General features: G+C 72.5%; 15 protein-coding genes. 8 read left to right on the forward strand and 7 right to left on the reverse strand.

Annotation, left to right across the window (positions count from 1 at the left end; genetic code table 11):
• Nucleotides 1-152 precede the first annotated feature (152 nt).
• The 4 genes from RKD23_RS22070 to RKD23_RS22085 are packed head-to-tail and all read right to left on the reverse strand — an operon-like array spanning nt 153 to nt 3193.
• Nucleotides 153-623, reverse strand: a complete 471-nt coding sequence (locus RKD23_RS22070) for a MarR family winged helix-turn-helix transcriptional regulator (RefSeq protein ID WP_424855225.1) — start codon at nt 621-623, stop codon at nt 153-155.
• On the reverse strand, nt 620-1369 hold the full coding sequence (locus RKD23_RS22075) for an energy-coupling factor ABC transporter ATP-binding protein (protein ID WP_424855226.1): 750 nt from the start codon (nt 1367-1369) through the stop codon (nt 620-622). Before RKD23_RS22075 ends, RKD23_RS22070 begins: the two co-directional genes overlap by 4 nt.
• Nucleotides 1370-1386: 17 nt before the next feature.
• Nucleotides 1387-2148: a cobalt ECF transporter T component CbiQ gene (cbiQ, locus tag RKD23_RS22080; RefSeq protein WP_424855227.1), complete on the reverse strand. Its 762-nt coding sequence runs from the start codon at nt 2146-2148 to the stop codon at nt 1387-1389.
• Nucleotide 2149: 1 nt separating this feature from the next.
• Entirely contained in the window at nt 2150-3193 is a 1044-nt protein-coding gene (locus RKD23_RS22085) for an energy-coupling factor ABC transporter permease (protein WP_424855228.1), read from the reverse strand.
• 167 nt (nt 3194-3360) lie between these two features.
• On the opposite strand from RKD23_RS22085, the gene RKD23_RS22090 reads away from it, so the two are divergent.
• Nucleotides 3361-3717: an SsgA family sporulation/cell division regulator gene (locus RKD23_RS22090; protein WP_424855229.1), complete on the forward strand. Its 357-nt coding sequence runs from the start codon at nt 3361-3363 to the stop codon at nt 3715-3717.
• 19 nt (nt 3718-3736) lie between these two features.
• Here RKD23_RS22090 and RKD23_RS22095 read toward each other — a convergent pair whose 3' ends face one another.
• From RKD23_RS22095 to RKD23_RS22105, 3 genes are all read right to left on the reverse strand, one after another.
• Entirely contained in the window at nt 3737-5410 is a 1674-nt protein-coding gene (locus RKD23_RS22095; RefSeq protein WP_424855230.1) for a penicillin-binding transpeptidase domain-containing protein, read from the reverse strand.
• A 148-nt stretch (nt 5411-5558) separates the two neighbouring features.
• Nucleotides 5559-7187: a penicillin-binding transpeptidase domain-containing protein gene (locus RKD23_RS22100; protein ID WP_424855231.1), complete on the reverse strand. Its 1629-nt coding sequence runs from the start codon at nt 7185-7187 to the stop codon at nt 5559-5561.
• Nucleotides 7188-7316: 129 nt separating this feature from the next.
• Nucleotides 7317-9068 (reverse strand): dolichyl-phosphate-mannose--protein mannosyltransferase, encoded by a 1752-nt coding sequence (locus RKD23_RS22105; protein WP_424855232.1) that lies wholly within the window; start codon nt 9066-9068, stop codon nt 7317-7319.
• A gap of 110 nt (nt 9069-9178) precedes the next feature.
• Here RKD23_RS22105 and rsmI point away from each other — a divergent pair, with 110 nt between their 5' ends.
• The 7 genes from rsmI to RKD23_RS22140 all read left to right on the forward strand — a co-directional run bounded on the left by rsmI (nt 9179) and on the right by RKD23_RS22140 (nt 16865).
• Nucleotides 9179-10027: a 16S rRNA (cytidine(1402)-2'-O)-methyltransferase gene (gene rsmI, locus RKD23_RS22110; RefSeq protein ID WP_424855233.1), complete on the forward strand. Its 849-nt coding sequence runs from the start codon at nt 9179-9181 to the stop codon at nt 10025-10027.
• A 230-nt stretch (nt 10028-10257) separates the two neighbouring features.
• Nucleotides 10258-10599 (forward strand): hypothetical protein, encoded by a 342-nt coding sequence (locus tag RKD23_RS22115; RefSeq protein ID WP_404042024.1) that lies wholly within the window; start codon nt 10258-10260, stop codon nt 10597-10599.
• Between the two features lie 44 nt (nt 10600-10643).
• Nucleotides 10644-11525, forward strand: a complete 882-nt coding sequence (locus RKD23_RS22120; RefSeq protein WP_424855234.1) for a TatD family hydrolase — start codon at nt 10644-10646, stop codon at nt 11523-11525.
• Between the two features lie 100 nt (nt 11526-11625).
• Complete coding sequence (locus RKD23_RS22125; RefSeq protein WP_424855235.1) at nt 11626-13074, forward strand: ubiquitin-like domain-containing protein; 1449 nt, start codon at nt 11626-11628, stop codon at nt 13072-13074.
• A gap of 85 nt (nt 13075-13159) precedes the next feature.
• Complete coding sequence (rsmA, locus tag RKD23_RS22130) at nt 13160-14029, forward strand: 16S rRNA (adenine(1518)-N(6)/adenine(1519)-N(6))-dimethyltransferase RsmA (protein ID WP_424855236.1); 870 nt, start codon at nt 13160-13162, stop codon at nt 14027-14029.
• The gene (locus RKD23_RS22135; RefSeq protein WP_424855237.1) at nt 14026-14922 is read left to right on the forward strand and encodes a 4-(cytidine 5'-diphospho)-2-C-methyl-D-erythritol kinase; all 897 of its coding nucleotides are present in this window, start codon (nt 14026-14028) and stop codon (nt 14920-14922) included. Before rsmA ends, RKD23_RS22135 begins: the two co-directional genes overlap by 4 nt.
• Nucleotides 14923-15056: 134 nt before the next feature.
• Nucleotides 15057-16865 carry an ABC-F family ATP-binding cassette domain-containing protein gene (locus RKD23_RS22140; protein WP_424855238.1) on the forward strand — a complete coding sequence of 603 codons (1809 nt, stop codon included), beginning with the start codon at nt 15057-15059 and terminating at the stop codon, nt 16863-16865.
• Nucleotides 16866-17024 lie beyond the last annotated feature (159 nt).

The raw sequence follows: 17024 nt of genomic DNA on the forward strand, positions 1-17024 counted from the left end.
TGGTGTGCAACTACATCGTGCACAAGGTACCGACCGGTAGGGAGGAGTTGTGGGGGAGGGGTGGGGCAACCGTGGGTAACCGGCCGCGGCCGGTTGCGCGGGCCTCGGCGGGCGCCGGATGCGGGCCTCGGCGGGCGCCGGACGCGCCGGGCTCAGCGCGCCCGGGTCGCCGCCTGGTCCGCCCGCTCCGCGAGCGCGCGCAACTCCTCGCGCAGCCGCGCGACGTCCGCCCCGCCGAGCCCCGTCGCCGCGAGCAGGGCGCCGGGTACGCGCGCCGCGCGCTCCCGGAGTTCCTCCGCGCGCCCCGTGCCCGCGACGAGCACCGAGCGCTCGTCGTGCGCCGCACGCTCCCGGCGTACGAGCCCTGCGCTCTCCAGGCGCTTGAGCAGCGGCGACATCGTGCCGTAGTCGAGGCGCAGGGCGGCCGCCAGGTCCTTCACCGTCGTCTCGCCGCGCTCCCACAGGACCAGCAGGACCAGGTACTGCGGGTAGGTCAGGCCGAGCTCGTCGAGGAGCGGCCGGTACGCGGCCGTCACCGCACGCTGGGCGGCGTACAGCGCGAAACACAGCTGCTCGTCCAGCAGCGGCGACCCAGCGGGTGTCTCCTCGTCCTTACGCGTCACGCGCCCATTGTCACGGACCGCGGGTCGAAGCCGAAGGGCAGCTCCAGCCGGTGGGCCCGCATCAGGTCCTCGTCGGAGAGCAGCGCGCCGGTCGGACCGTCGGCGGCGATCACGCCCTCGGACAGGATCAGCGAGCGCGGGCACAGTTCCAGCGCGTACGGCAGGTCGTGGGTGACCATCAGGACGGTCACGTCCAAGGAGCGCAGGATGTCGGCCAGTTCGCGGCGCGAGGCGGGGTCGAGGTTGGATGACGGCTCGTCCAGGACGAGGATCTCCGGCTCCATCGCGAGCACGGTCGCGACCGCGACCCGGCGGCGCTGGCCGAAGGAGAGATGGTGCGGCGGGCGGTCCTTGAAGGCGGCCATGCCGACCTGCTCCAGCGCCCCGTCGACCCGCGCCTCCAGCGCGGCGCCCTTCAGCCCGGCCGCCGCGGGCCCGAAGGCCACGTCCTCGCGGACCGTCGGCATGAACAGCTGGTCGTCGGGGTCCTGGAAGACGATGCCGACCTTGCGCCGGATCTGTGCCATGTTCCGCTTGTCGACCGGCAGCCCGGCGACGGTGACCCGGCCCGCGCCGCCGGTCAGGATGCCGTTGAGGTGCAGCACCAGCGTGGTCTTGCCGGCGCCGTTCGGGCCGAGCAGCGCGACCCGCTCGCCGCGGCCGACGGAGAAGTCGACGCCGAACAGGGCCTGGTGCCCGTCGGGATAGGCGAAGGCGAGGCCGGAGACCTCCAGCGAGGCGGTCATGGGTTCCACGGGAGCAGTCACAGCGTCCATCCCAGCAGACATACGACGAGGGCGGCGAGGGGCAGGGTGAGCGCGTACGTCCACTGCGCCCGGGAGGCGGTCACCTCGTCGATGACCGGCATCGAACCGGCGTAGCCGCGGCTGACCATGGCCAGGTGGACGCGCTCGCCGCGTTCGTAGGAGCGGATGAACAGCGCGCCCGCCGACTTGGCGAGCACGCCCCAGTGCTTCACGCCGCGCGCCTCGAAGCCGCGCGACTCGCGGGCGATCCGCATCCGCCGCATCTCGTCCGTGATGACATCGCCGTAGCGGATCATGAAGGACGCGATCTGCACCAGCAGCGGCGGCAGCTTCAGCCGTTGCAGTCCCAGCAGCAGTTCCCGCAGCTCGGTCGTGGAGGCCAGCAGCACGGACGCGGCGACGCCCAGGGTGCCCTTGGCCAGGACGTTCCAGGCGCCCCACAGGCCGCTGACGCTCAACGACAGGCCGAGCACCTCGGTGCGCTCGCCCTCCGCCACGAACGGCATCAGTACCGCGAAGGCCACGAACGGCACCTCGATCAGCAGCCGCTTCAGCAGGAAGCCCGCGGGCACGCGCGCGTACGCCGCGACGCACGCCAGCAGCACGGCGTACAGCCCGAAGGCCCACATCGCCTCGCGCGGCGTCGACACCACGACCACCACGAAGGCGAACGCGGCGACGAGCTTGGTGTGCGGCGGCAGACCGTGCACGGGGGAGTGCCCGTGCCGGTAGAGCCGGTGCGCGTGCCCGGCCCCCATGTCAGACGCTCACATCGGCGGGCGAGACGGAGGAGGACCGCCGCCTGCGCACCGCCCAGAACACGCCGCTTCCCGCTACGACGGTGACGCCGACGCCGATGACACCGGCGAGGCCCCCGGACAGCCGGGCGTCGTCGACGTCCTTGACGCCGTAGTCGGCGAGCGGCGAGTCGGCGGCCGCGTGGTCCTCGGCCTTCTTGTCGATGCCGTGGTCGGCGGCGACCTTCTCCAGGCCGTCGGGGCTGGCGGAGGCGTAGAAGCTGACGAACCCGGCGAGCACCAGGGAGGCCACCAGGCCGGTCGCCCACACCTTGCGGGTGGAGCGGGCGGCGACCGGGGCCGGCGCGGCGGCGGGGGCGTCGACCAGTTCGCCGTCGACCCGCAGCTTCAGCGGCTGGTGCAGGTCACGGGCGCCGTACACCAGGTCGGGGCGTACCGCGAGGACCGCGCCGACGGTGAGCGAGGTGATCACGGCCTCGCCGATGCCGATGAGGACATGGACGCCGACCATGGCGGTGGCGACCTTGCCGATCGAGACGTCGGTGGTGCCGCCGACGGCGTACAGCGCGGTGAAGGCGAGCGCCGAGACCGGCACGGACAGCAGCGCGGCGACGAAGGTCGCGGCGGTCACCGAGCGGCGGGTGCGCGGCAGGACCTTCACCAGGGCGCGGAAGACGGCGTAGGCGACGACGGTCGTCACGATCGCCATGTCGGTGATGTTCACACCGAGCGCGGTCAGGCCGCCGTCGGCGAAGAGGATGCCCTGCATCAGCAGGACCACCGACACGCACAGCACACCCGTGTAGGGGCCGACGAGTATCGCGGCCAGGGCTCCGCCGAGGAGGTGGCCGCTGGTTCCGGCGGCCACGGGGAAGTTGAGCATCTGCACGGCGAAGATGAACGCCGCCACGAGCCCGGCCAGCGGTGCGGTCCGCTCGTCGAGTTCGCGGCGCGCGCCGCGCAGGCTCACGGCGACGGCGCCGGCGGCGACGACTCCGGTGGCTACCGAGGTGGGGGCGTTGATGAATCCGTCAGGCACATGCACCGTTCGATGATAGTGGCTTAATGCGAACGGGTTGCAAGAGCGCACTGGGTGCCAATCAGCATGTGAGATAGATCTGTCCGGGCGGCATGATCCGGGAAATGTGGGACATTGGAGAAGAAGCGGAAGCTGGGCTTTCGCCTTGGTCACCGAGCGTTAGGGGACTGCCGATGTCTGTGATCGAGCAGTACGCACGAGCCCACATCGTCACGGACACCGACGTCACGGTTCAGGACAGCGGCGCGGTCCCCGTCATCCTGCGGTACGACCCTGACACCGACCCCCGCGCCGTACGGGTGCGGCTGCCCGGCACCCGGGAGTGGGCCTTCTCCCGCTCCCTCCTCGAACAGGGGCTGCGCGCCCCCGCGGGCGACGGGGACGTGCGCGTGTGGCCCTGCGGACGGGTGCAGGCCGTGGTCGAGTTCCACTCCGCGCAGGGCGTCTCCGTGGTGCAGTTCGAGTCGAAGACGCTGGTGCGCTTCTTGCGGCGGACGTACACGGCCGCCGCGCAGCCGGTCGCCCACTGACCCTGACCCGCAGGCTCCGTCAGCCGGCCGCCTTCAGCAGGGCCGCCACGATCGGGCCCGCCGTGCTGCCGCCGTGGCCGCCCGCCTGGACCACGCCCGCGGCCGCGAGGTCGCCGCGGTAGGCCGTGAACCAGCCGTTGGGCTTCTTCTGCCCGTCGACCTCCGCCGAACCCGTCTTCGCACCGACGTCTCCGGTGACCCCGGCCATCGCCTCGGCCGCCGTGCCGTACGCCGCCGTGTACGCCATCACGTCCCGCACCTGCGCCAGCGTGCCCGCGGACAGCGAGCGGGAGGCCGTGGCCAGGGTGCGGCCGTCGACCTCGGGGGAGACCAGGTAGGGCTGGTGGAAGCTGCCCGACTGGATGGTCGCCGAGACCGACGCCATGTTCAGCGGGTTCATCCGCACCCCGCCCTGCCCGATCAGCGAGGCCGCCATCTGCGCCTGCGACTGCACCGGCACCGAGCCGTCGAAGGTGGGCACCCCGACCGCCCAGTTGTCCATGCCGAGCCCGAAGACCTGCTGCGCCTGCTCGGTCAGGTCGGCGTCCTTCAGCTTGGGCGCCTGGCTGATGAAGGCGGTGTTGCAGGAGCGGGCGAAGGACGCCTTGAAGGTGCCGCCCTTGATCTCGAACTTGTCGTCGTTCTGGAACTTCCAGCCGCCGTAGGTGAAGAACTTCGGGCACGGATGCGCCTTGTCCGCCGACGCCAGCTTCTTCTCGAACAGCATCGAGGAGGTGATGACCTTCATCGTGGAGCCGGGCGCGAGGGAGCCCTGGAAGGCCGTGTTGAAGCCGGGCGAGGAGTTGGCGACGGCGAGGATCTCGCCCGTCGACGGGCGCAGCAGCACCACCGAGGCACGCTTGCGGGCGGCGACCTGCCGCTCGGCCTCGGCCTGCAGCGCCGGGCTGAGCGTCGTCTTCACCGTGCCGGGCGTGCCCTCGCTCAGCTCCAGCAGCGTCTTGTCGGACAGCTCGGCCTTCTTGGCGGCCTCACCGCGGACGACCCTGAGCTCGACGCCCGCGGTGCCGCCGGCCTTCTCGCCGTACTTCTCGCGCAGCCCGTCCAGGACCGGCGCCAGCGACGGGTACTTCTTCGTCGTCAGCTCCCCGCCCTCGCGGTCCAGCGCCTTGACCGGCGGCGTGCCGGCCTCGCCGGTGACGAGCCGGTCGCCGTCCCTCAGGTCGGGGTGGACGACCGCGGAGGCCCACTGCACCAGCGGCTTGCCGTCGGTCTCGTTCCGTACGACGGTCAGGGCGCTGCCGTACGTCAGCGGCTTGCTGACGGTGCCGTGGTGGACGGTGGCCTTGACGGTGAACGGCACCTTGTCGCCCTGGCGGACGCCCGGGGTGAGGGTGACGTCCTCCAGGTGGGCGTCCTTGGTGTAGCCGGTGAGCAGGGTGCGGGCGGCCGTGGCGTCCGTGGTGGCGGCCGCGGCCTCGGCAGGGCGGCCCGCCTGCCAGGCGGTGAGGAAGCGCGTGGCGGCTCCGGTGACCTCGGCCTGGGACAGCGGGCCGGTCTTCACCGACTTCGTCCGCGCCTCGGCGGCCGTGGCCGAGGTGTCGTCGGCCATGGCGCCGCCGCCGTACAGCGCGTAGGCGCCGACCCCGCCGCCGACCACGACCGCGGCGATCACCGAGCCGATGACGGCCGGTCTGGTGCTCCGTCGCTGGGCGACGCGCCTTCTCTTGCCCACTGCTTTCCGTTCCTCCGCGAATTCCCCGGGGTCCCCGTCGCCCTCGTGTCCCTTGTGGTCGTGCCCTCACCGTCCCCAACGACGGCGCCATCCTTCGGTCCCGACCTGTGCGGGTGACGTCGGCCACCCGTGGTGCGGTTCCCCTCGCTCAGCCGCCGGCCCGCAGCACCTGCGCCACGATCGGGCCGGCCGCGTCGCTGCCGTGGCCGCCCTGCTGGGCCATGGCGGCGGCCGCCATGTCGTCGCTGAAGCCGGTGAACCAGCTGTTGGACGTGGCCTGGTCGTCGACCTCGGCCGAGCCGGTCTTGGCGCCGATGCTGCCGGGCACGCCTCTCATCGCGTTCGCGGCGGTGCCGCTGGTCGCGGTGCGGTTCATCATGGCGCGCAGCTGGTCCACGGTGCCCGACTTCAGGCCCTCCGCCCGGGCGAGCGGCCGGCCGTCCAGGCTCTGCGGCACGATCACCGGCTGCCGGAACGCGCCGGTGATCGCGGTCGCCGTCACCGACGCCATGTTCAGCGGGCTCATCTGCACCTTGCCCTGACCGAGCAGTGCGGCGGCGGTGTCGGGGCCCTCGGAGACCGGGACGCTGCCGTCGAAGGTGGTGATGCCCGCCTTCCAGTCGTCGCGGCCGAGCCCGAACTTGTCCTGCGCCTCCTTGGTCAGGGAGTCGTCCTGGATCTCGTCGGAGAACTTCACGAACGCCGTGTTGCAGGATCGGGCGAAGCTGTCGGCGAGCGTGGCGCTCTCGTTGGGCGGCAGGCCCGGGAGGTTGTGGAACGTGGCGCTGTCCGAGACCGCCGTGTCGGGACAGGGTGCCGGGCCGTCCGCCGTGGTCAGGCCGTTGTCGATGAGCATCGCCGCGCTGATGATCTTCATGGTGGAGCCGGGGGCCAGCTCGCCCAGGAGTGCGGCGTTCCAGCCGTCCGCGCGGTTGTTGGCGACCGCGAGGATCTCGCCGGTGCTCGGCTTGACCGCGACCACCGACGACTCCTTGTACGTCGTGACCGCCTTCTCGGCGGCCGCCTGCGCGCGCGGGCTGATCGTCGTCGGCAGCCGGCCCGCCTTGCCCTCGGTGAGCGTCAGCAGTGAGGTGTCGGCGGCCCCGCTCGCGGTGTGCCGGATCGACAGCTCCACCCCGCGCGTGCCGCCCGCCTGCTTGCCGTACCGCTTGCGCAGGTCGTCCAGGACCGGGCCGAGCGAGGGGTACTTCTCCTTCGTCAGCACGCTGCCGTCCCGGCCGACCGCCTCGATCGGCGGGCTCGCGGACTCCTCCGTGACCAGGGTGTCGCCCTTGCCGAGCTCGGGATGGACCACGGTGGGCTGCCAGTCGACCAGCGCCCGCCCGGTGGTGATCCCGCGCACCACCTTCAGCTCGCTGTCGTACGACAGCGGCTTGCTCTGCCCCTTGTACGAGACCGTCGCCTCGACCGAGAACGGCACCGTGGTGCCCTGTGCCGGGCTCGGGGTGATCTTCACGTCGGTGAGGTGACCGCTGCCGCCGAAGGACGTCAGGACGGGCTCGGCCTCCGCCGCGTTGTTCGTGTACGACGCGGCCTTCGCGCCCCGGCCCTGCTCCCAGGCCGCGAAGAACGCCTTCGTGGTCTCCGCGACCTCGTCCTCGCTCGGCGGCCCGCTCTTCTCGGACGTCTCACCGCTCGCGCCCGTACCGCCGTCGCCGTCCAGCGCCGACACGATGTTGTACGCGCCGTACCCGGCGCCGCCCAGCATCACGGCGAACACCGTGCCGATGACGGCCCCCTTGGCCCCCTTGCGCATCGCCCGGTCCCTCCCGTGTCCCCCGTCGTCCCCCGTTTCACCTTCCCGTGCACTGTAAGGGGCGGCACCGACAACGGGCACCGGAGCCCGGCTTTGTTGGCCGAACGGAGACCGGCGACCGGGGGCGGGCTAGACCCACGTGTCCAGCCACATCCGCGACCGCCAGTCGTCGATCGGGATCGCCGTGCCGGTGTAGATCGGCCAGAAGTAGATGAAGTTCCAGGCGATCAGCAGGACCAGGACGCCCGCCCCGGTCGCGCCGGCGACGCGGCGGGTGTCGGTCGAGTCGGGTGGTCCCACCAGGGCGCCGACCAGCATCGCGACCGCCAGGCACAGGAAGGGGATGAAGACGACGGCGTAGAAGTAGAAGATGGTGCGCTCCTGGAAGAAGAACCAGGGGAGGTAACCGGCCACGATGGCGCAGGCGATCGCGCCCGCGCGCCAGTCGCGGCGGAAGAACCAGCGCCACAGCACGTACAGCAGCGCGAAGCAGCCCACCCACCACAGCACCGGCGTGCCCAGGGCCAGCACCTCGCGCGCGCACTTGTCGCCCGCGTCCGCCGGGCAGCCGTCCGTGCCGGGCGCCGGGGACTCGTAGAAGTACGACACCGGGCGGCCGAGGACGATCCAGCTCCACGGGTTGGACTCGTACGTGTGCGGCGAGGACAGGCCGACGTGGAAGTCGTACACCTGGTTCTCGTAGTGCCACAGGCTGCGCACCCAGTCCGGGAACAGCCACGACCAGTCGCTGCCCCTGCCGTCCTTGACGGCCCAGTCGCGGTAGTAGCCGCCGCTGCCGTCCGACGGGGAGAGGATCCAGCCCGTCCAGGACAGGACGTACGTGGCGACGGCGACCGGCACGGTGGCGAGGAACGCGAAGCCCAGGTCGTACTTGAGCACCGCCAGATACGGGTGCCGGGCGCCCGCGACCTTGCGCGAGCCGATGTCCCACAGCACGGTCATGAGCCCGAACGCGGCCAGGAAGTACAGGCCGTTCCACTTCGTGCCGATGGCCAGGCCCAGCAACACGCCGGCCGCCCACCGCCAGGGCCGCAGCCCCAGCCACAGGGTGTCCGCGACCTCGGCGTTCGGCCGCACCCGCCCCTCGGCGTCGGCAGGCAGCGCCGCCGCGAGCCGTTCGCGCGCCTTGTCGCGGTCCACGACCAGACAGCAGAACGCGGCCAGCACGAAGAACATCAGCACCCCGTCGAGCAGCGAGGTGCGGCTCATCACGAAGTGCAGTCCGTCCACCGCCAGCAGCGCGCCCGCCAGACAGCCAAGGAACGTCGAACGGAACAGCCGCCGCCCGATCCGGCACACCAGCAGCACCGACAGCGTGCCGAGCAGCGCGGTCATGAACCGCCAGCCGAACGGGTCGAACCCGAAGATCAGCTCCCCGAGCCCGATGACGTACTTGCCGACCGGCGGATGCACCACGTACGCCGCGTCCGTCGGGATCGGCACATGCCCGCCCGAGGACAGCACCAGGTCGTTGGCGTTCTTGTCCCAGTTGACCTCGAAGCCCCGGTGGACGAGCGCCCAGGCGTCCTTCGCGTAGTACGTCTCGTCGAATATCACCGCCTTGGGGCTGCCCAGGTTCCAGAACCGCAGCACACCCGCCAGCAGGGTCACCAGCAGCGGACCGCCCCACCCGGACAGGCGCCCGATGCGCCGGGCCAGGGTGTGCGGCACGCCGAGCGCCGACCACATCCGCGGCGAGGGCTCGACGTACGGCGGCACCAGCCGGTCCCGCACGTCGCTTTCGGGCCCCGCCGCGTGGCCGAACCGGCGCAGCCGCTGCTGCCACGAGGGCCGCTGGTCGTGCGGGGCCTGCTCATGCCGGAGGTCCGTCGAGGGCGCGGAGGACGCGGTACTGGTCACCGCGCCATCGTAGGGAACCGTGCTGTGTGAGTCCCGTGCATGCGGAGCTTGCGTCGGCACGGCGGGGACTGCAGGGGAGACCGGGGCGTTCCCTTTGGGAGGATGGGGGCGTGACTGGAACCCTTGTTTTGGCGGGCACCCCCATCGGTGACACCGCGGACGCGCCGCCCCGGCTGGCCGAGGAGCTGGCCGGCGCCGACGTCGTCGCGGCCGAGGACACGCGGCGGCTGCGCCGGCTGACCCAGGCTCTGGGGGTGACCCCCAAGGGCCGCGTGGTGTCGTACTTCGAGGGCAACGAGTCCGCGCGTACGCCCGAACTGGTCGAGGAACTCCTCGGCGGCGCGCGCGTGCTGCTGGTGACCGACGCCGGCATGCCGTCGGTGTCCGACCCGGGCTACCGGCTGGTCGCCGCCGCTGTCGAGAAGGACATCCGCGTCACCGCCGTGCCCGGCCCGTCCGCCGTGCTCACCGCGCTCGCGCTGTCCGGGCTGCCCGTCGACCGCTTCTGCTTCGAGGGGTTCCTGCCCCGCAAGGCCGGCGAGCGGCTGTCCCGGCTGCGGGAGGTCGCCGAGGAGCGGCGCACCCTGGTCTACTTCGAGGCACCGCACCGGCTCGACGACACCCTCGCCGCGATGGCCGAGGTGTTCGGCGCCGAGCGCCGCGCCGCCGTGTGCCGGGAGCTGACCAAGACGTACGAGGAGGTCAGGCGCGGCCCGCTGGAGGAGCTCGCCGCGTGGGCGGCCGAAGGCGTGCGCGGGGAGATCACCGTCGTCGTGGAGGGGGCGCCCGAGCGGGGCCCGGAGACGCTCGACGCGGCCGAGCTGGTGCGCCGGGTACGGGTGCGCGAGGAGGCCGGCGAGCGGCGCAAGGAGGCCATCGCGGCGGTCGCGGCGGAGGCGGGGCTGCCGAAGCGCGAGGTGTTCGACGCGGTGGTGGCGGCGAAGAACGCGGGCAGCTGAACACAGGGTTCTGATCGGGTATGCGCGCGCGTGGCTGAATTCTGTGCAAAGGGCGGAGCGCGCTGAGCAAAGCGCCGGTCTCCGCGCGCGGGCGCTACGGCAAGGAACGGCCAAAACGGCTCCAATTACTCGACAGGCCTGTTCCGTCCGGCTCCGGCGGAGAGTCCACTGTTCGTGGGGTTGTCGGGGACGTACCGGTCCCCGCCCGCCTGCGGACCTCAGGAGCCTGCATGACCGAGATCGCACGCGACGTTCCCGCCGGACACGAGTCCTACTCCTTCGCCTGTATGCACTGCGGACATGGCTGGGAGCAGTCGTATGTCATAGAGCACCATCTCGACGCCGAAGGACATGAGTTCGTCACCTACCTCACCGACGGCCGGCGGGTGCCCTCGCCGCTGAGCCGCCCCCAGTGCGGCAACTGCGACAGCAGGGTGCTGCGCATCATGCGCGCCGGGCAGGTCGCCCTGGCGCTGAACGCCGACCGGCCGCAGCGCGCCGGGGCGGCCGGGGCGAGGCCGCGCCGCCATCTGGCGGACCTGCTGCACGTCTTCCATCGCCGGGCGAGCTGAGCCTCGCGGACGGGCCCGGCATGCCGCTTCCGTAGGATCGGGGCATGCCTTTGAACACCGCCGACAAGAACGCCGCGCCGCCTTTGCCCGTGCCCCTGGCGGTGCCGGTCGCCGACTCCCACACCCACCTCGACATGCAGTCCGGCACGGTCGAGGAGGCCCTGGCGAAGGCGGCGTCGGTCGGGGTGACGACCGTCGTGCAGGTGGGCTGCGACGTGGCCGGATCGCGCTGGGCCGCCGAGACCGCGGCGGCCCACGACGCCGTCCACGCGGCCGTCGCCCTGCACCCCAACGAGGCCCCGCGGATCGTCCACGGCGACCCCGACGGCTGGTCCCGGCAGGGCGCCCGCGAACCGGGCGGCGACGCCGCGCTCGACGAGGCCCTCGCCGAGATCGACCGGCTGGCCGCGCTGCCCCACGTCAAGGGCGTCGGCGAGACCGGCCTCGACTACTTCCGCACCGGAGAAGAGGGCAAGGCCGCGCAGGAGCGCTCCTTCCGCGCCCACATCGAGATCGCCAAGCGGCACGGCAAGGCCCTGGTCATCCACGACCGCGACGCCCACACGGACGTCCTGCGCGTCCTGAAGGAGGAGGGCGCCCCCGAGCGGACGGTGTTCCACTGCTACTCCGGCGACGCCGACATGGCGGAGATCTGCGCCCGCGCGGGCTACTTCATGTCCTTCGCCGGCAACGTCACCTTCAAGAACGCCCAGAACCTGCGGGACGCCGTCGCCGTCGCCCCCCTGGAGCTGCTGCTGGTGGAGACCGACGCGCCCTTCCTCACGCCCGCGCCGTACCGCGGACGGCCCAACGCCCCGTATCTCGTTCCGGTCACGGTGCGCGCGATGGCCGCCGTGCGCGGCATCGACGAGGACGCCCTGGCGACGGCCCTCGCGGCCAACACGGCACGCGCCTTCGGCTACTGAGGTCTCACGGTATGTAGCCGCGTCGCTTTGGAGAGTGACCATCGCTCCGCTAGGTTCTGGGGGCCCGATCCGGCCCCGTGGACCCCTGGAGCGTGTCGGCGTGAGCGATTCGAGTCACGTGCGCGACGAGCAGCGCTACATCCCCGAGTACGAGCCGTTCGACCCCCACACCGCCGAGACCCTGGGCTACGGCGAGACCTACCCGGCCGCGTACCGGGCGCCCTGGCCGGCGCCCGTCCCCTCGTACCCGCCGTACGCCGACACGTACGCGCCCGCCTACGAGGCGCGCGGTGATCTCGACGCGCCCGCGTACGACGACGTCCACGAGGCCGCCCCCGTCATCCCCGCGTACGGAGCACGTGCCGACGGCGCAGGAGGGCGGGCCGCGCGCCGGCACAGGGCGCGGGGCGCGGGGCGCGCGGACGGCATCGTGCGCGCGGTCGGCACCGTACGCGCGGACGGCTCGGTGCGCAGGCTGCTGCCGCAGGCGCTGGTCGTCGCCTTCCTCGCGGGCGGCACCACCGCGTTCGTCGCGAAGGACAAGGCCGTCGAGCTGAGTGTCGACGGCCGCTCCCGCACGCTGCACACCTTCGCCGACGACGTGACCGAACTGCTGGCGCAGGAAGGCGTGGAGGTGGGGGCGCACGACGTGGTGGCGCCCGCCCCCGGCACGGAGCTGGACAGCGGCGACGAGGTGGTGGTCCGGTACGGGCGCCCGGTGCGGCTCACGCTCGACGGACACCGGCGCGAGGTATGGACGACGGCGAGCACGGTGGAGGAGGCGCTCGCACAACTGGGGGTGCGCGCGGAGGGCGCGTACCTGTCCGCTGCGCGCTCCCGGCGGATCGGGCGCGAGGGACTGGCGCTCGACGTGCGCACCGAGCGCTCCGTCACGATCATGGCCGACGGCCGCGCCCGCACCATCCGCACCAACGCGGCGACCGTCCGCGAGGCCGTCGAGCAGGCCGGGATCACCCTGCGCGGCCAGGACACCACCTCCGTGCCGCAGGACAGCTTCCCGCGGGACGGGCAGACGGTGACCGTCCTGCGGATCACCGGGACGAAAGAGGTGCGCGAGGAGCAGATCCCGTTCGAGGTGGAGCGGACGCAGGACCCGACCCTGTTCAAGGGCACGGAGGTCGTCGAGCGCGCCGGGCAGCCGGGTCTGCGCCGGGTCACCTACCACCTGCGCACGGTCAACGGCGTGCGGCAGAAGCCGCGCCTGGTCAGGACCGAACTGGTGCGCGAACCGGTCCGCCGGATCGTGAAGGTGGGCACCAAGCCGATGCCGACATCCGTGCAGGGCACCGACCACCTCGACTGGCAGGGCCTCGCCGCCTGCGAGTCGGGCGGACGGCCGGACGCGGTCGACCCGTCGGGGACGTACGGCGGGCTGTACCAGTTCGACACCCGGACCTGGCACAGCCTCGGCGGCAGCGGCCGCCCGCAGGACGCGTCCGCCGCCGAGCAGACGCTGCGCGCGAAGAAGCTGTACATGCGCCGCGGCGCCGGGCCCTGGCCGCACTGCGGCGCGCGCCTGCACGGCTGAGCGGCCGTGACCGGCAGCGCCCGCCCCGCCGGACGGTCCCGGTGAGCCGTGAGGGGCTGTCGGTCCCTCCCCGTACCCTTGTGCCGTGAGCAGCCCCACCCCCGACGCCCTCCTCGGGCCCGCCGACGTCCGCGAACTCGCGGCCGCGCTCGGTGTGCGCCCGACCAAGCAGCGCGGCCAGAACTTCGTGATCGACGCCAACACGGTCCGCCGCATCGTGCGCACCGCACAGGTCCGGCCCGACGACGTGGTCGTCGAGGTCGGCCCGGGGCTCGGATCCCTCACCCTGGCGCTGCTGGAGGTGGCCGACCGGGTCACGGCGGTGGAGATCGACGACGTCCTCGCGGCCGCGCTGCCCGCCACCATCGAGGCGCGCATGCCGCACAAGAGGGACCGGTTCGCGCTGGTGCACTCCGACGCGATGCATGTCGCCGAGCTGCCCGGCCCGGCCCCGACGGCCCTCGTCGCGAACCTGCCCTACAACGTGGCCGTTCCCGTGCTGCTGCACATGCTCGACACCTTCCCGACCATCGAGCGCACGCTGGTGATGGTGCAGGCGGAGGTCGCCGACCGGCTCGCCGCGGCGCCCGGCTCCAAGGTGTACGGCGTGCCGTCCGTGAAGGCGAACTGGTACGCCGAGGTCAAGCGCGCCGGAGCCATCGGCCGCAACGTCTTCTGGCCCGCGCCGAACGTCGACAGTGGCCTGGTCGCCCTCACCCGCCGCACCGAGCCGATCAAGACCACGGCCTCCAAGCGTGAGGTCTTCGCCGTCGTCGACGCGGCCTTCGCCCAGCGGCGCAAGACGCTGCGCGCGGCGCTCTCCGGCTGGGCCGGTTCCGCGGCCGCCGCCGAGGCCGCCCTGGTCGCGGCCGGGGTCTCCCCGCAGGCGCGCGGGGAGTCGCTCACGGTGGAGGAGTTCGCGCGGATCGCCGAGCACAAGGAGGCCGGACAGTGAGCGTCACCGTACGGGTCCCGGCGAAGGTCAACGTCCAGCTCGCGGTGGGCGCGGCCCGCGCGGACGGCTTCCACGACCTGGCCAACGTCTTCCTCGCGGTCGGGCTGTACGACGAGATCACCGCCACCCCCTCGCCGCAGGGACTGCGCGTCACCTGCGAGGGCCCCGACGCCGACCAGGTCCCCCTGGACGACAGCAACCTCGCCGCGCGCGCCGCGATCGAGCTGGCCCGGCGCTACGGCCGTACGCCCGACGTCCACCTGCACATCGTCAAGGACATCCCCGTGGCCGGCGGCATGGCCGGAGGCAGCGCCGACGGCGCGGGCGCCCTGCTCGCGTGCGACGCGCTGTGGGGCACGGGCGCGACCCGCGAGGAGCTGCTGGAGATCTGCGCCGAGCTGGGCAGCGACGTGCCGTTCAGCTTCGTCGGCGGGGCGGCGCTCGGCGTCGGCCGGGGCGAGCTGCTGACACCGCTGGAGGTCGGCGGCGTCTTCCACTGGGTGTTCGCCATCGCCGAGCGGGGCCTGTCCACCCCGGCGGTGTTCCGCGAGTTCGACCGGCTCGCCGAGGGCCTCGACATCCCCGAGCCGGTCGCCTCGCCGGAGCTGCTCGCCGCCCTGGCCAAGGGCGACCCGGACGCGCTGGCCGCCACCGTCGTCAACGACCTGCAGCCCGCCGCGCTCTCCCTGTTCCCGGAGCTGGCCGACACCCTGGCCGCCGGCCGCGCCGCGGGCGCCCTGGCCGCCCTGGTCTCCGGCTCCGGCCCCACGACTGCGTTCCTCACCCGCGACGCCGACGCGGCCCACCGGGTCGCCGACGCCCTGCGCGCCTCGGGGACCTGCCGCACGGTCCGTATGGCCCAGGGCCCCGCAGAGGGCGCCACCATCAGCTGAGCACGGCCCGGACGGCAACGTCCCACCCCTTGAGCAGGGCCTGGCCGACGAGCACCTTCCACTGCTCGCGCGCGAGGCGAGGGCTGACCTCCGACTACTCTGGACGGGCGATCCATCCCCCGGGCAGGAGTGAAATGGCCGTCAATCTGGTCAATGTCGAGAACGTCAGCAAGGTGTACGGCACACGTGCGCTGCTGGACGGGATCTCGCTGGGCGTGTCCGAGGGCGACCGGATCGGGGTGGTGGGCCGCAACGGCGACGGCAAGACGACGCTGATCCGGATGCTGGCCCGGCTGGAGGAGGCCGACACCGGGCGGGTCACGCACTCGGGCGGGCTGCGCCTGGGCGTGCTCACGCAGCACGACTCCCTCGACCCGGAGGCGACCGTCCGGCACGAGGTCATCCGGGACATGGCCGACCACGAGTGGGCGGGCAACTCCAAGGTCCGCGACGTCCTCACCGGGCTGTTCGGCGGGCTGGACCTGCCGGGGTTCCCCAAGGGACTGGACACCGTCATCGGGCCGCTGTCCGGCGGTGAGCGGCGGCGTATCGCGCTGGCCAAGCTGCTCATCGAGGACCACGACCTGATCGTGCTCGACGAGCCCACCAACCACCTCGACGTCGAAGGCATCGCCTGGCTCGCCCAGCACCTGCGCGAGCGGCGTTCGGCGCTGGTGTGCGTCACCCACGACCGCTGGTTCCTGGACCAGGTCTGCACCCGCATGTGGGACGTCCAGCGCGGTGCCGTGTACGAGTACGAGGGCGGCTACTCCGACTACGTCTTCGCGCGCGCCGAGCGCGAGCGCATCGCGGCCACCGAGGAGACCAAGCGGCAGAACCTGGTCCGCAAGGAGCTGGCCTGGCTGCGCCGCGGCGCCCCGGCCCGTACCTCCAAGCCCCGCTTCCGGGTCGAGGCGGCCAACGAGCTGATCAAGGACGTGCCGCCGCCCCGGGACACCAGCGAGCTGATGAAGTTCGCGTCCTCGCGGCTCGGGAAGACGGTGTTCGACCTGGAGGACGTCACCGTCCAGGCCGGCCCCAAGGTGCTGCTGAAGCACGTCACCTGGCAGCTCGGCCCCGGCGACCGGATCGGCCTGGTCGGCGTCAACGGCGCGGGCAAGACGTCCCTCCTGCGGGCGATGGCCGAGGCGGCACGCACCGAGGGCGAGGCGCAGCCGGCGGGCGGCCGGGTCAACGTCGGCAAGACCGTCAAGCTGGCCTACCTCTCCCAGGAGGTCGCCGAACTCGACCCCACCACCCGGGTGCTGGAGGCCGTGCAGCAGGTGCGCGAGCGCGTCGACCTGGGCAAGGGCCGCGAGATGACGGCCGGTCAGCTGTGCGAGACGTTCGGCTTCAACAAGGAGAAGCAGTGGACGCCCGTCGGTGACCTCTCCGGCGGCGAGCGGCGCCGGCTGCAACTGCTGCGTCTGCTCATGGACGAGCCCAACGTCCTCTTCCTCGACGAGCCCACCAACGACCTCGACATCGAGACCCTCACCCAGCTGGAGGACGTCCTCGACGGCTGGCCCGGCTCGATGATCGTGATCTCCCACGACCGGTTCTTCGTCGAGCGCACCACCGACAGGGTGTTCGCCCTGCTCGGCGACTCCACGCTGCGGATGCTGCCGCGCGGCATCGACGAGTACCTGGAGCGCCGCAAGCGCATGGAGGAGGTGGCGGCCGCGGCCGCCCCGGCCGCGGCGCCGAAGCCGGCCACCACCGAGAAGAGCGCCGCCGACCAGCGCGCCGCCAAGAAGGAACTCCAGAAGATCGAGCGGCAGCTCGACAAGATCTCCGAGAAGGAGACCAAGCTGCACGCGCGGATCGCCGAGAACGCCACCGACTTCGCGAAGGTCGCCGAACTCGACGCCGACCTGCGGGCCCTGGCCGGCGAGCGCGAGGAACTGGAGCTGCGCTGGCTGGAACTGGCCGAGGACGCGTAGGACGCAGCGCGCGTGAAGGCCGCGTGAAGGCGCGTAACGGCAGCATCACGGCCCGGTCCTCCCTTGGGAACAGGGGTGGAGCCGGGCCTCTTGACTGTCGGTGGTCAGTGATAGAAAGAGCCGTCTGAGAACCGTCTGAGACCGAACGGCTCTGGGTCC

Source organism: Streptomyces sp. SAI-170, from assembly GCF_049739565.1.
Taxonomy (GTDB): domain Bacteria; phylum Actinomycetota; class Actinomycetes; order Streptomycetales; family Streptomycetaceae; genus Streptomyces.